The organism is Novosphingobium sp., from assembly GCF_039595395.1.
Classification (GTDB): domain Bacteria; phylum Pseudomonadota; class Alphaproteobacteria; order Sphingomonadales; family Sphingomonadaceae; genus Novosphingobium.
In genome coordinates this window covers 1,094,512-1,109,560 of the sequence record NZ_JBCNLP010000001.1, presented here as the reverse complement: position 1 = coordinate 1,109,560, position 15,049 = coordinate 1,094,512, and the positions used below count along the sequence as shown (strand labels likewise).

The window sequence follows — 15,049 nt, the reverse complement described above, 5'->3', positions numbered from 1 at the left end:
TCAACCGCCATGAGCAGCTTCCTTGGCAGGCGCCTGATTGGTGGTGGGCCCGGCAACCGGAGCGGGCTTGACGGGCTCTTCCGGCTTGGGCGCGGGCATCGGCGTGGTCTGTGCCACGCGGACATGGTCGCCGTTGCGCACCGCATCGGGCGGGCTGTCGATGACGTGATCGCTGGCGCTCACCCCGGCGGAGAGCAGCACGACGCTGCCCTTGTCGCGGCCGATGGTCACATTGTGCATCGTCACCACGCCCTGCGCATTGACCACCGCAACCTGCGGGCCGTTGGCGCCATAGAGGATCGCGCTGCCCGGCACGGCCACTTCGGGCAGGCCGCTGCTCTTGCCGCCAAGGTTGAAATGGACCTGCGCATAGGCGCCCGGCTTGAGCGCGCGATCGGGGTTGTCGGCCTCAAGCTGCACCTGCACCGCGCCAGAGGTCTGATCGACGGCATTGGCCGAGCGGGTCACCGTCGCATTGAACTTGCGGCCGGGATATTCGGGCAGCGACAGCGTGGCGGTCAGCCCGTTGTGAAGCATCGCCGAATAGGCCTGCGGCACGCGCACATCGATGCGCATGCGATGCATGTCGGAGACGGTGAAAAGCGGCTGGGTGGCGATGTTGCCCGCCACCACCAGCGCGCCGATCTGCGCGGCGCGGCTGGTGACCACGCCGTCGAAGGGCGCATAGAGCGTCTTGAAGCCCTGCGTCGCCGACAGGCGGTTCACATTGGCGCGCGCGGAATGGGCCAGCGCCACCTTGGCGGCCAGATCGCCCGATTTCTCGTCGGCATCCTGCTGCGAAACGGCATCCTTGGCCAGCAGCGCCTTCCAGCGGGTGTTGGTGGTCTCGGACAGATGCTGATTGGCCAGCGCCGAATTGTAATCGGCCTGGGCCTGAATCAACTGCTGGTCGAGATCGGGCGCGTCCAGCACGGCCAGCGCCTGCCCCTGATGCACGATGTCGCCGATATCGGCCAGCCAGCGCTTCACATAGCCGCTGGTGCGCGCATTGATCGCCGCCGAGTTGAAGGCCTGAAGGTTACCCGGCAGCACCAGTTCGTCGTCGCCATCGGCGGTGCGGGGGATCACCACCGAGACATTGGGGATGGCCGCCTCGGCCGAAACGCCGTGCAGGCCGCTGTTGGCATGCAGGCGCAGGGCCACACCGACGCCGGCAACCACCAGGGCCACCACCGCCACACCCACACCCAGCCGCTTCAGGCCGCCGGTGTCGGGCTGTTGATCGTCATCGGGAAGAAGGGACTGTTCATGCATGATGGGGTGCCTGATCGATGGAAGGGTCGTTATCGTGGTTGTGGCCCTGCTCGGCCTCGCGCGCGGCGCGGCCGCGCTCGTCGCCCGGCTTGTAGTTGCGATGGGCGATGGCAAACAGCGTGGGCACGAAGAACAGCGTGGCCAGCGTCGCGAAGGACAGGCCGCCGATCACCGCGCGGCCCAGCGGAGCGTTCTGCTCGCCGCCGTCGCCAAGGCCCAGCGCCATGGGCAGCATGCCGATCACCATGGCCAGCGCCGTCATCAGCACCGGGCGGAAGCGCACGAAGCCTGCTTCCAGCGCCGCCTTGGTGGCATCGCCCAGCACATGCAGGCGTTCGCGCGCAAAGCTGATGACAAGGATCGAGTTGGCCGTGGCGATGCCCATGCACATGATCGCGCCTGTCAGAGCCGGAACCGACAGGGTGGTGCCGGTGACGAAGAGCATCCACACGATGCCGGCCAGAGCGGCGGGCAGCGCGCTGATGATCACCAGCGGGTCGGTCCAGCTCTGGAAGTTCACCACGATCAGCAGATAGATCAGCACGATCGCCGCCAGCAGGCCGAAGCCAAGGCCCGAGAAGGCGGTGTTCATCGTGGCGTACTGGCCGCGAATGACCACCGTCACCGTCTTGGGCTGCTCCTTGGCGAGCTGGTGGATGGCATGCTGCACATCGCCGGCCACCGCGCCAAGGTCACGGCCCTGGGTGGCGGCATAGATGTCGATGGTGGGCTGCACGTCATAATGGCTGATCAGCGGTTCGGTGTCGCCGCGCGCCAGCTTGGCCACGCCGCCCAGCAACTGGCTGGGCACGCCCTGCGCGCCGCCGGTGACGGTGACATTGCCCAGATCGTTCATGCTGGAGACGCGATACTCGGGCGTCTGCGCCACCACCGCATAGGACACATGGTTCTCGGGGTTCACCGTATAGAGCGGCGCCACCTGAGACGTGCCGGCCAGCGAGGTGCCCAGACTGTCGGTCACGTTCTTTTCGGTGAGGCCATACTGCCCGATCAGCGTGCGGTTGACATCCACCTTCAGCTCGGGGGCATGGGCGGGTTGCTGGATGCGCAGATCGGCCACGCCGGGGATGCTGCTCATCTTCGCCATCAGCTTGCCGGCATAGGCGCGCGTATCCTCGGGATTCTTGCCGATCACCTGCACGTCGATGGGTGCGGGCGAGCCGAAGTTGAGGATCTGGCTGGTGATGTCGGCGGGCAGGAAGGAGAAGGTCACGCCGGGGAAGCGGCGCGGCAGTTCGCGGCGCAGCATGGCGATGATCTTCGCGGTGGGCTGGTGATCCTCGGTCAGGGTGATCAGCATGTCGCCATCGCCCGACCCCAGCGTGCCGCTGTTGTTGTAGACGGTGTTGATCGCGCTGACCGGCAGGCCGATGTTGTCGGTGATCGAGGCGAGCTGCTCGGCGGGCACCATTTCGCGGATGGCCTTGTCGACAAGCTGGACCTGCGCCGCCGAGCTTTCGATGCGGGTGCCCGAAGGCAGGCGCACATGCATGGCGATCTGCCCGGAATCGACATCGGGGAAGAAGTTGCTGCCCAGGAACGGCAGCAGCGCGAAGGAGACCAGCACGCCGCCCATGAAGATGATGATGAAGGGCTTGCGCACCGACAGCACGCTGCGCAGCAGGCCGATGTAGCGCTTGCGGAAGGCCTCGAAACGCTCCTCGAAAGCGCGCTGGAAGCGGACGAACACATTGCGCGAGTTTTCCGCGCCCGCTTCATGGCCGACCCCGCCCACGGCATGGGGTTTCAGCAGATACATCGCCATGGTGGGCACCAGCGTCCGGCTCAGCAGGAAGCTGGCGATCATCGCGAAGACCACCGACAGCGCCATCGGCACGAAGAGATAGCCCGCCACGCCCGGCAGGAAGAACATCGGCACGAAGACGATGCAGATGCACAGCAGCGAGACGAAAGCGGGCACCACGATCTGCGAGGCGCCGTCGATGATCGCGGGGATCACCGGCTTGCCCTGTTCCAGATGCCAGTTGATGTTCTCGATGGTCACTGTCGCTTCGTCGACCAGAATGCCGACCGCCAGCGCCAGTCCGCCCAGCGTCATGGTGTTAAGCGTCTGCCCGAAGATCGACAGCGTGCCGATGGCCGCCAGCACCGAGAGGGGAATCGAGGTCGAAACGATGATCGTCGAGCGCCATGAGCCCAGGAACAGCAGGATCATCAGGCTGGTCAGACCCGCCGCGATCAGGCCTTCGCGGATCACGCCCGTCACCGCCGCCTTCACGAAGATCGACTGGTCGCCCACCAGCATGACCTTGAGGTCGCTGGGCAGGCCGGGGCGGATCTTGTCCAGCGTGCGCTTCACGCCGTCGATGATCGCCAGGGTCGAAACGCCGCCGTTCTTGAACACCGTCAGCAGCACGGAGCGCTGCCCTTCCACATGCACGACATTCTGCTGCGGCGGATAGCCGTCGCGCACATGGGCGACGTCGCGCATATAGACGGTGGCGCCGTTCACCACCTTGATCGGCAGATTGTTGAACTGCTCGATGCGGTCAGGCGCATTGTTCAGCTTCACGCTGTATTGCAGATCGCCGATCTTGATGAAGCCGCCCGGCGTCAACTGATCCTGCGCGGCGATGGCATTGCCGACATCGGTGGCCGACAGGCCCTTGGACTGCATGGCCGAGGGATCGAGATCGATCTGCACCTCGCGCTGCTTGCCGCCCGCCGGATAGGGCATGGCCAGACCCGGCACGGTGATCATGCGGATGCGCATCTGGTTCATGCCGACGTCGAACAATTGCTGTTCGTTGAGCCCCTTGCCCGACAGCGCCAACTGCACGATCGGCACGGTGGAGGCATTGTAATTCAGGATCAGCGGCGGCGTGATGCCGGTGGGCAACTGCCGGAGCACCGTCTGCGACACCGCCGTCACCTGCGCATTGGCGATGCGGATGTCGGCGCCCGGCTGGAAGAAGATCTTCACCACCGAAATGCCCTGCATCGACTGGCTTTCGATATGCTCGATATCGTTGACCGTGGTGGTCAGCACGCGCTCATACTGGGTGGTGATGCGGTCCGACATGTCCTTGGCGGGCATGCCCGAAAACTGCCAGGCGACGGCGATCACCGGGATGCGGATCTCGGGGAAAATGTCGACGGCGGTGTTCATGGCCGCCAGCGTACCGCCCATGGCGATCAGAATGGCCATGACGATGAAGGTCAGCGGACGGTGCAGCGCAACCTTGACGATATCCAGCATCAACAACTCCAACATCCCGCCCGCGCGCATGCGGTCAAGTGGGCCAGAAGCCCGCCGAAGCATCTCTACCGGATTCGGCCCGTCCCAATAAGGGGGACAGGGGCAGGACAGGCAGTTATTGACCGGCTCTCAGCGACGGAGGGTACCAAAGGGGAGCGACAGGACGCCATCCTGGCGCTGTGAAACCGGCAGAAGACCGCAAGTGGGGGGGGAAACCTGCGATGGAGGCTGATTGCGCCAGCATCCCGGTCCTGTCCAATATGGAATGCGGATTGATTGATTTGAAATTCGTCTTAATACATTCTCATGGATCTCAAACAGCTTCGCTCTTTTTTGTGCCTGACCGAGGAGCTGCATTTCGGTCGCGCCGCCGAGAGGCTGGGCATGTCGCAGCCGCCGCTCAGCCAGCAGATCCGCGCGCTGGAGGATGAGCTGGGGGTGCGGCTGTTCGAACGCTCCAGCCGCCGGGTGCAGATCACCGAGGCAGGCCGCCTGTTCGAGCCCGAGGCGCGCCGCACGCTGGCCCAGGCCGACCATGCCCGCATGGTGGCGCGCATGGCGCTGCATGGCCAGCGCGGGCGGCTGCGGATCAGCTTCACCTCATCGGGCCCTTACGTGGCGCGGCTGTCCGAAACGCTGCATGACTATCGCCGCCATTATCCCGAGGTCGAACTGACGGTGCGCGAGCTGGGCACCTTCGATCAGGTCGAGATGCTGCGGCGCGAGGACATCGACATCGGCATGGTGCGGGCCGCCACCGCCCCCACCCTGCCCGCGGGCCTGTGCACGCGCTGTCTGGTCGAGGAGGAGATGATGGTCGCGGTGCGCGCCGATCATCCGCTGGCCACGCAGATCAACCCGCCCAGCCTGCTGGAATGTGCCGAGCATCCTTTGGTGATCACCACGGCGGCGGGCGCCTCCAGCTATTACGAGGATGTCTTTGCCCGCACCCGCGCGGCGGGCGTTCCGCTGCGCATCGCCAGTGAGGCCGCGGGGCTGGCCACACTGCTGGGGCTGGTGGCGGCGGGCTTTGGTGCCACCTTGCTGCCGCGCTCGCTGATGCGACTGCGGGTGGACAATGTGGTGTATCGCCCACTCAGCGAGCCGGTGATGACGCGGCTGTGGATCATCCACCCCGAACACCCGCGCCCCACAGCTCAGGCCTTTCTGGACATTCTGCTGGGGCGGCTTCCCGGCGACGCATCGCCAGAGTTGCAGGTTCCGGCCGGTTAAGCCTCCACCGGATTGCCTTCCGCCCCCCGCATGGCGGTGAGCGGGATCACGCCGCCCGCCTCGTCGAACGCCACGGGGGTCAGGAACTCGACCCCGGTGCGCCCTTCCCGGCTCCAGCGCACGATGCCGGGCAGCACCAGATCGTCGCCCAGCTCCAGCAGCAGCTCCACCCCCAGCGGCACGTCGAGCACGCCCTCGATCATCACCCCGCGCGCCGACATGTTGCGGATGGTCACCGGATAGCGGGCGCCCAGCGCCTCCATCGTCACCCGGCGCAGCATGGTGCGGCGCGGCGCGCGCGAGGAACGCGGGCCCTTGGCCTCCATCGACAGATCGCCCGAGACCCGCTCATTGGCCTGATCCAGCTCCAGCGGCTTGGCATAGATATAGCCCTGCACATGGCTGCAGCCCAGATCGCGGATCAGATCCAGCTCGTCGAGCGTCTCGACGCCCTCGGCCGTGGTTTCCATGTTCAGCGCCTCGGCGAGACTCACGATCGAGGCGATGATCGCGCCATTGCGGCTGTCGGGCTCGGTGGCGCCGCGCACGAAGCCCTGGTCGATCTTGATCTTGTCGAAGGGCGCCTTCTTCAGATAGCCTAGCGAGGAATAGCCGGTGCCGAAATCGTCGAGCGCCAGACGCACGCCAACGCGCTTGAGCGATGCGAACATCGTCTCGGTGCTCTCGCTGTCGTTGAGGAAGACGCTTTCGGTGATCTCCAGCTCCAGCCGCGCGGGCGCGACCTGCGCCGAGGCGAGCGCGCTGGTGACGATGCCGGGCAGCGCCGGATTGGCGAATTGCAGCGGAGACACGTTCACCGCCACGCGCACGCTATCGGGCCATTGGGCCAGATCCATGCAGGCGGTGCGCAGCGCCCATTCGCCGATCTGGGCGATCAGCCCGGCTTCCTCGGCAATGGGGATGAAGAGCGCGGGCGAGAGATCGCCGCGCGTCGGGTGGTTCCAGCGCAGCAGCGCCTCGAACCCCGTGATGCGTTCCGAATTGGTGTGGACCACCGGCTGGTAGGCCAGACGCAGCCCGCCATGGACCAGCGCATCGCGCAGATCGGCTTCGAGCTGGCGGCGCTCCTCGGCATCGGAATGCAGGTCGGCGGCATAGAAGTGATAGACCCCGCGCCCGCGATCCTTGGCCGCGTAAAGCGCAAGGTCGGCGTTGCGGATGATCGCCTCGCTGGTCACGCCATCGTCGGGCGAGAGGGCGATGCCAAGGCTCGCGCCGATCACCACCCGCGCGCCCTCGATGGTGTAGGGCTGCGACAGATTGTCGATCACGCGCTGGGCCAGACCGGCCAGACTGCCCCGGTCGATGCGGCCCGGCAGGATCACCTTGAACTCGTCGCCGCCCAGACGGCCCACGCGGCCCAGATCGCCCACCGTGCCCGCCAGACGCTGCGCCACCTGTTTCAGCAGCGCGTCGCCCGCCGGATGGCCCATCGTGTCATTGACCTGCTTGAAGCGGTCGAGATCGAGCAGGAAGACCGCGCAGATGCGATGCGCCGGCTGCGGCGCGTTGAGGATCTTCTCCAGCGTCTGGCTCATCTGGAAGCGGTTGGCCAGACCCGTCAGCGAGTCGAAATGCGCCAGGCGCGTGGCATGCTGCTCGGTGCGGCGCTTTTCGGTCAGATCGCTGCCCGAGCCGCGAAAGCCGAGGAAATTGTTGAAGCCATCATAGATCGGGCGGCCATTGATCGACCACCAGCGCTCTTCCCGGCGCGTAGCAGCCCGCACCGGCAGCTCCTGAAAGGAGGAGCGCGCGTTCATATGGAAGGCCAGCGTGCGCTCGCCCTCACGGCTGGCATCGTCGAGGATGAAGAGATCCGACAGATTGTGGCCCAGCAACTGATCGGCCTCCACCCCCAGAACGCGGCCGATGGGGGCCGAGACATAGGTGATGATGCCCTTGCGGTCGGTTTCCCAGAACCAGCCCTGCCCGGTCTGTTCGTAATCGTGAAGGATGTCCTCGGCGCGCTTCTGCAGCCGCAGCAGCGCATGCGCCTCGGCCTGAGAGCCACGGTCAAGCGAGATCTGGCGGATCGCGGCGACAATGCCGATCAGCCCACCCAGCACAAGGATCGCCGTGGCGCCAAAGCTGTGGATCTCCAGCGCGGGCGCGGCCCACAGCGCCAGATAGCCCGCCACCAGCGAGGGCGCCCGGCCCGACAGCGCCACCGATGCCACCAGCGACACGGTCGCCAGCGCGCCGACAATCGCCAGCGTGGAGTGCAAGGGCTCGACATGGTGCCACAGCGCCATGGCCAGCCCGAACAGCCCCATCGGCAGCGGGATCGCCAGCGCCATCACGCCATAGCGCATCGCCAGCGAGCGCCCCTGCGTGCGCTCCACCCGGATGAACAGGCCGGCGCAGGCGCAGATCACCGCCGCCACCGTGGCGGGCATCACCGTGCGCTGGATCGGCAGCGAAAACTGGTCGAGCACCAGCAGCAGGCAGGCGATCGCCATGGCCGGGGCCATCATCGCCCAGCCCTGCGGCACCAGAAAATAGCCGGGATAGGGTTCGGCCATGCGGTCGATGGATTTCACCGCCACCTTGCGGCGCAGGCCCGATACGTCGACATCCTCCCCCGGCAGGTCACCCATCGGGCGCGCGGTGGGTGGCAGCATGGTCGAGGGTGCGCTGGGGTTCATCACCGGAGCCGAAGGAGAGGTCTGTAAAGGCGTGACGCGCCCGGCCCCACGCGAGGCGGCAGGCGCAGGCTGAAATGGCACAGCCGCGGGCGGAGGGGAAGGCTGAGCGGCAGGAGGTGGCGAAGATTGCGGTACCGGCTGGGCCTGCGAAGGCGGTTCCTGCGCGCCGCGCACGGCCCCCTCATCGCCCGCCGCATCGGCAGCGCCCTGCGCGGCGGCGCGCGCGGCCGCCATAAATCTTTCCCTACGCCCGGTCTGCATGGCCCGACTATCCGCCGGGCGCACTTTCCAATCAGTTAAGCCAGCCCGCAGAGCACTGTAAAATCATTGCAGCCGGGCCCCATGAAAATACCACATCATGGCGATTGCCTCTTGCCAAGTCGCGGCAGGAGGGCTGTTCTGGACATCAGCGCAAGCCTGCTCTTGCGGGCATGCGCGCCAATGGCCGCCCCTTCGCGGGGCGAGCCCTTCAGGGAGAGCGAGCAGCATGCCTCAAACCACCCCTCAGATCGCCATCATCGGATCGGGCCCGGCAGGCTATTACACCGCCGAAGCCGCGCAGAAGCAGTGGGGGCAGGACGTCCGGATCGACATTTTCGACCGGATGCCGGTGCCTTATGGGCTAATCCGCAGCGGCGTCGCCCCCGATCACCAGTCGGTCAAGGGCGTCTCGCGCCGCTATGAGACGGTGTCGCTGTCGGGCCATGTGCGCTTTATCGGCCATGTCGCGGTGGGCAGCGATGTCAGCGTGGAGGAGCTGCTGGAGCTTTATGACGCCGTGGTGCTGGCCACCGGCGCGCCGGGGGACAGGAAGCTCGACCTGCCCGGCGCGACGCTTGGCAATGTCTTCGGCTCGGCCGCGCTGGTGGGCTGGTACAATGGCCATCCCGAATTCGCATCGCTCGCGCCCGACCTGTCGGGCAAGCATGCGGTGGTGATCGGCAATGGCAATGTCGCGCTGGATGTGGCGCGCATTCTGGCCAAGACCCAGGACGAATTCACCGGATCGGACATTGTCGGCCACGCGCTGGAGGCACTGACCGCCTCCCGCCTTGAAAGCGTGACGATTCTGGGGCGGCGCGGCCCGCATCAGATCGCCATGACCCCCAAGGAACTGGGCGAGCTGGCCCATCTGGAGCGCGCCGTGCCGCATGTCGATCCGGCCCATCTGCCGCCGGTTGAGGAGGATGCCGCGCTTGACCCCGGCCTGCGCAAATCGGTGCAATTGCTGCGCAAATATGCCAGCGAGACGCCGGAAGAAGGCGTTGGCTTTCCCGTGAACTTCGCCTTTTACACCGCGCCGCGCGCGCTGGTGGGCGATGCCTCGGGCAAGGTTCACGCCATCGAGGTGGAGCGCACGACGCTGGTCGATGGCAAGGCGGTCGGCACCGGAGAGCTGCGTCGCCTGCCCGCCGATCTGGTGGTGAGCTGCATCGGCTATCAGACCAGCCCGATCGCAGGCGTCCCCTATAACGAGATGCGCGGGCGCTTTGCCAATGAGGAAGGCCGGATCCTGCCGGGCCTTTATTGCGTGGGCTGGGCGCGGCGCGGGCCTTCGGGCACCATCGGCACCAACCGGCCCGATGGTTTCGCCATCGTGGATCGCATCGCGCAGGATCTGGCAGGCGCTGCGCTGACCAAACCCGGCGGCGACGGCTTCGATGCCCTGGTGGCGGAGCGGGGGCTGGATGTCATCACCTTCCGCGACTGGCAGAAGATCGATGCCGCCGAAGTGGCCCGTGCGCGCAGCAATGCCCCGCGCGAGAAAATCATCGACGTCGACGGGATGATCGGCATCGCCCACACCTGAGAGGCTGTTTGGAAATCCGGCAAAGCCGGATTTGCGGCACCGGCCTTTCGCCTACCCGGCCACCCAACGAAAGGATGATATGGGTGGCCGGGTGGGGGAGAGGGCCAGTGCCGCGCTGACAATGCGCTTTTGCGCATTTTCCAAACGGGCTCTGAAACACGAAAAAGGGCGCCCACCTTGCGGTGGGCGCCCTCCCCCGTTTGTCAGTGTGACCTGAGCTTACTTCAGAAGCGTCAGCACGTTCTGCTGGCTCTGGTTGGCCTGGGCGATCATCGCGGTCGAAGCCTGCGAGAGGATCTGGGCCTTGGCCATCGCGGTCGATTCTGCCGAATAGTCGGTGTCCTCGATGCGCGAGCGGGCGGCCGACAGGTTGGTCACATTGTTGGTCATGTTGTTCACGGCCGACTGGAGCTGGCTCTGGCCGGCGCCGAAGTTCGCGTTCACCGTGGCAACCTGCTTGAGCACCGAGTCAACGTTGTCGATGGTGGTGTTGGCGTTGGCCGCACCCGTACCGGCCGAACCGGTGGTGTCATTGACCTGGAAGCCGTTGCCGCCAGCAGCGGTCAGCGTGCTGACGAGCTGCGTGCCGTCGATGCCGACCGAGGAGATCGAGACGACGTCGGCGGTAGCGTGGTTCGCACCGGCCTGGATCGAGAAGGTCAGGTTGGTGCCCGAGGTCGTCGAGAACAGCGCCACGCCGTTGAAGGTGGTCGAGGACAGAACGTTCTTGATCTGGCCGGTCAGCGAGCTGACTTCAGCCTGCATCTGATCGCGGTCAGAGCTGGAGTAGGTGCCCGAAGCCGACTGCACGGCCAGTTCGCGGACGCGCTGCAGCATGTTGGTGACTTCGGTCAGCGAACCTTCAGCGGTCTGGGCCAGCGAGATGCCGTCGTTGGCGTTCTTGATGCCCTGGTTCATGCCGTTGATCTGGCTGGTCATCGAGGTGGCGATGGCGAGGCCGGCGGCGTCGTCCGAAGCCGAGTTGATGCGCTTACCGGTCGACAGACGGGTCATCGCCTGGCTGGTCATGGTGGCCGCGGCGTTCGAAGCAGCAGTGGCCTGGAGAGCATTCACGTTGGTGTTGATAACGGTCATCGTAAGGTTCCCTGTGTTCCCGAAAGTCGAAGCGCCGCAGTCTCCGAGGCGTTCATCGACAAGAACGTCAAAGCCCGGAGTTCTTTAAGCCCCGAGGGTAAACGGCGTGGAAAGGCTGTTATCGATGCGTCCGAAATGGCGGATTCAATAGGGATGGAGCAGGCTGGATTGACCGCTGATGGGGTCACGCCAGGCCGCTTGCCAGCAGGGTGCCGGATCGACTGTTTTGCGCACTGCAGGATGAGCCGGACGGATCACGGCAGACATGCGGTCGCGGGGTGCCTGATAGGTTTGCATCCCCGAGGGCACCACGCCCGGATAGCCGCAGGACACCTCCGGCGAGGCAGGCCAGGTCAGGGCGCGCCAGATCTCTCCGCCCGGTGTCGCCAGTCCGATAAGCCAGGCGGCCAGAATCCATCCGCGCGCCTGTTGCCCGCGCGGCCAGCGGCGCGACGCGATCACGATGCGCACCATGCCCAGGCACAGGATCAACAAGGCCGGAATGCTGGCCCGCATGGTGAAGTCAACGCTGTCTCCGATCTGGCCGAACGGCACCAGCAGCAGAAGCGCCACCGTCATCAGCATCGTCATGCGACCGAAGGGCGGATCGGGCCGCGTGAACCACAGCGCCAGCAGATAGGCGCCGACTTCCAGCACGATGAAGAGCGGATAGCCGGTCAGATGGACATGATGCGGCACCCCTGACACCAGCGCTCCACTCGAGGTGGTCAGATAGAGCAATGTCGGCAGGCTGATGAGCCCCGCCAGCATTGCCACCGCCCCATGGCGCCACAGGCTGCGCATATCCTTGAACATCGCATAGACGCCAAAGGGAACACCGCCCAGCAAGGCCAGAGGCGAGAGCAGCGCCGTGAGCGGCAGCGCGGACAGCAAGACCGCAAGCGGCAACCGCCCTTCCCGCCACAGCAGGTAGAACAGACCCAGCAACCATCCGGCCAGCGCGTGCTGCGGCGCCCAGAAGGCCTGCGTGACATGGCTGGAGAATTGCATCCCCGCCCATGATTCCAGATGCAGCCGCAGCGATCCTCCGGCGAACCATTGCCCCAGCACATCCATGCCGGAAAAACCCCAGAAGAAACCCAGCGCGATCCAGCGCTGCCGCGCGGTTTCGAACAGATCCCCCCCAAGCGCCAGCAGCATGCCCAGCAGCAGCGTGTTCTGAAGCAGCAAAGCCTGCTCGGCGGCATGAAAGCCCCATAGCTTGCCCAGCAGCGCCGGGCCCAGATAGATGCCCAGCGGCGCGCGCAGCATCTCGCCATGCTGATAGACAAAGGGCCATGGCTGCTCGGTCAGGTCGCGCAACACCGCATAGCGCACCTGCCAATCGGGCGTGGCGTAGAACCATCGTCCCTCGCCGCCCAACAGCAGGATCGCGAAAGCGACGAGCGTGGCGATCAGCCATGAGGTCAGGCTGATCCTGCCATGCCAGCCGGGCAGAACCGCCAGCGACCAGATCAGCCCCGCCAGCGCTGCCGTTCCCGTCAGCAGCAGGGCGACAGGCAGGCCCAGAAAAGCCCAGAGGCCGATCTGCATGGCGCCGAGCATGGCCAGCAGCGCCAATGCAAGGCTGCGCGGGGCGATCGCCTTACCCCTGCCTTGTGCCATAATCCGCCCGGTGTCGCTCATCCGACACCCATCGCAAAATATGGTTAAGGCCTGCCTACCGGGGTTCTCCGGTGGGCAGGCCTGACCTTAGTTTCAGTGCGTGAAACTTAGAAGTGGATCGCGCGACCGTAAGCCGAGAGCACGCTCTCATGCATCATTTCGCTCAGCGTCGGGTGGGCGAACACCGTCTGCATCAGCTCCTGCTCGGTGGTCTCCAGCGTCTTGCCGACCACATAGCCCTGGATCAACTCGGTCACTTCCGCGCCGATCATGTGAGCGCCCAGCAGCTCGCCGGTCTTGGCGTCGAACACGGTCTTGATGAAGCCCTCGGGCTCACCCAGAGCGATGGCCTTGCCATTGCCGATGAAGGGGAAATTGCCGACCTTGACGGTGTAACCGGCTTCCTTGGCCTTGGCCTCGGTCATGCCGACGCTGGCAATCTGCGGGTGGCAATAGGTGCAACCGGGGATGTTGTTGCGGTCCAGACCATGGGGATGGACTTCCTTGTTGCCCAGCTCCTTGGCGATGGCCTCGGCGGCGGTCACGCCCTCATGGCTGGCCTTGTGGGCGAGCCACGGACCGGGGGTCACGTCGCCAATCGCCCAGATACCCTTCACGGCGGTACGGCCATGATCGTCGATGGCGATGATGCCGCGCTCGGTCTTGATGCCAACCTCTTCCAGACCGATGTTCTCGGTGTTGGCGACCACGCCAACCGCCACGATCACATGGCTGAAGTCCTCTTCGGTGACCTTGCCGTCCTTGCCCTTGATCTTGGCCTTGATGCCCGTCGCGGTGGTGGTGATGCCATCGACGCCCGTGCCGGTCAGGATCGTCATGCCCTGCTTGACCAGTGCCTTTTCGAGGAAGGTCGACACGTCCTTGTCCTCGACAGGCACGATGCGGTCCATCATCTCGACCACGGTCACCTTGGCGCCCAGATCGTTGTAGAAGCTGGCAAATTCGATGCCGATCGCGCCCGAGCCGATCACCAGCAGCTTCGAAGGCATTTCCTTCGGCGTCATGGCGTGGCGGTAGGTCCAGATCTTGTCACCATCCGCCTTGGCAAAGGGCAGATCGCGGGCACGGGCGCCAGTGGCGACGATGATGTGCTTGGCGGTCAGGGTCTCCTTGCCCTTCTCGCCGGTCACTTCCAGCGTGCCGGGCTTCAGGATCTTGCCAACGCCCATATGGACGGTGACCTTGTTCTTCTTCATCAGATGCGTGACGCCCTGATTGAGCTGCTTGGCCACGCCGCGCGAACGGGCAACCACAGCGGCCAGATCAGCCGTCACACCCGTTGCCGAAAGGCCGTAAGCCTTGGCATGCTGCATCTGGTGAAACACCTCGGCCGAGCGCAGCAGCGCCTTGGTCGGGATGCAGCCCCAGTTGAGGCAGATACCGCCCAGATTCTCGCGCTCGACAATGGCGGTCTTCAGGCCCAGCTGCGCCGCGCGGATCGCCGCGACATAGCCACCGGGGCCCGAACCCAGAACGATCACATCATACTGTTCAGCCACGAGATTACTTCTCCTGCGTAACGGGGCGCGGACGCCCGTTCTCATCTACGGCCACAAAGGTGAAGACCGCTTCGGTCACCTTCACGGCGTCAAGCTCATGCCGGTGGCGGCCCCAGGCCTCCACCGCGATCGTCATCGAAGTCCGCCCGACCTTGGTGATCTCGCCATAGACAGAGACTTCGTCACCGATCTTCACCGGTTGCAGAAACTGCATGCCATCCATGGCGATGGTCACCGCGCGGCCGCGAGAATGGCGCGAGGCAATAAAGCCGGCGCCATTGTCCATCAGGCTCATCAACCAGCCGCCGAAGATGTCGCCATAGGCGTTGGCATCGCGCGGCATGGCGGTGACGCGGATCACCGGTTCGGTGGCGGGGCGGGGAACGAGCGGTTCGATCATCGGGGGTCTTCCTTGCAAGGCGGAGCGTTTCAAGGCGCGCCCGCCGGGTGGGTAGGCACTCAAGCCCTGGCCCTTCCCGCGTCCGGTCCCTGTCACGATGCCGCCTCGCGGTCTTTTATCCTGCCCCTCTGCCGGATGGCATCGAGGCGATGCCGGGGAACCGCGCCTCCACAGCGCGGCGCC

General features: G+C 65.5%; 9 protein-coding genes. 2 read left to right on the top strand and 7 right to left on the bottom strand.

Annotated features, from left to right (window positions below; translation table 11 throughout):
* The gene (locus ABDW49_RS05255; RefSeq protein ID WP_343610240.1) at positions 1-1,275 is read right to left on the bottom strand and encodes an efflux RND transporter periplasmic adaptor subunit; all 1,275 of its coding nucleotides are present in this window, start codon (positions 1,273-1,275) and stop codon (positions 1-3) included.
* Positions 1,268-4,516, bottom strand: coding sequence for an efflux RND transporter permease subunit (locus tag ABDW49_RS05250; RefSeq protein ID WP_343610238.1), 3,249 nt, complete (start codon positions 4,514-4,516; stop codon positions 1,268-1,270). The genes ABDW49_RS05255 and ABDW49_RS05250 overlap by 8 nt, the downstream gene beginning before the upstream one ends.
* Before the next feature lie 306 nt (positions 4,517-4,822).
* Between ABDW49_RS05250 and ABDW49_RS05245 the strand changes: the two genes are divergently transcribed.
* Positions 4,823-5,749, top strand: coding sequence for a LysR substrate-binding domain-containing protein (locus ABDW49_RS05245; RefSeq protein ID WP_343610236.1), 927 nt, complete (start codon positions 4,823-4,825; stop codon positions 5,747-5,749).
* On the opposite strand, the gene ABDW49_RS05240 is transcribed toward ABDW49_RS05245, so the two are convergent.
* Positions 5,746-8,649, bottom strand: coding sequence for an EAL domain-containing protein (locus ABDW49_RS05240; RefSeq protein WP_343610234.1), 2,904 nt, complete (start codon positions 8,647-8,649; stop codon positions 5,746-5,748). The two genes, ABDW49_RS05245 and ABDW49_RS05240, sit on opposite strands and share 4 nt — an antisense overlap.
* Before the next feature lie 253 nt (positions 8,650-8,902).
* Between ABDW49_RS05240 and ABDW49_RS05235 the strand changes: the two genes are divergently transcribed.
* Positions 8,903-10,225, top strand: a complete 1,323-nt coding sequence (locus ABDW49_RS05235) for an FAD-dependent oxidoreductase (protein ID WP_343610232.1) — start codon at positions 8,903-8,905, stop codon at positions 10,223-10,225.
* Positions 10,226-10,444: 219 nt separating this feature from the next.
* On the opposite strand, the gene ABDW49_RS05230 is transcribed toward ABDW49_RS05235, so the two are convergent.
* The 4 genes from ABDW49_RS05230 to ABDW49_RS05215 all read right to left on the bottom strand — a co-directional run bounded on the left by ABDW49_RS05230 (position 10,445) and on the right by ABDW49_RS05215 (position 14,866).
* Positions 10,445-11,320 (bottom strand): flagellin, encoded by an 876-nt coding sequence (locus ABDW49_RS05230; RefSeq protein WP_343610231.1) that lies wholly within the window; start codon positions 11,318-11,320, stop codon positions 10,445-10,447.
* A 144-nt stretch (positions 11,321-11,464) separates the two neighbouring features.
* Entirely contained in the window at positions 11,465-12,967 is a 1,503-nt protein-coding gene (locus tag ABDW49_RS05225) for a hypothetical protein (protein ID WP_343610230.1), read from the bottom strand.
* A gap of 86 nt (positions 12,968-13,053) precedes the next feature.
* The gene (gene lpdA, locus ABDW49_RS05220) at positions 13,054-14,466 is read right to left on the bottom strand and encodes a dihydrolipoyl dehydrogenase (protein ID WP_343610228.1); all 1,413 of its coding nucleotides are present in this window, start codon (positions 14,464-14,466) and stop codon (positions 13,054-13,056) included.
* A 4-nt stretch (positions 14,467-14,470) separates the two neighbouring features.
* Positions 14,471-14,866, bottom strand: coding sequence for an acyl-CoA thioesterase (locus tag ABDW49_RS05215; protein ID WP_343610226.1), 396 nt, complete (start codon positions 14,864-14,866; stop codon positions 14,471-14,473).
* Positions 14,867-15,049: the final 183 nt, after the last annotated feature.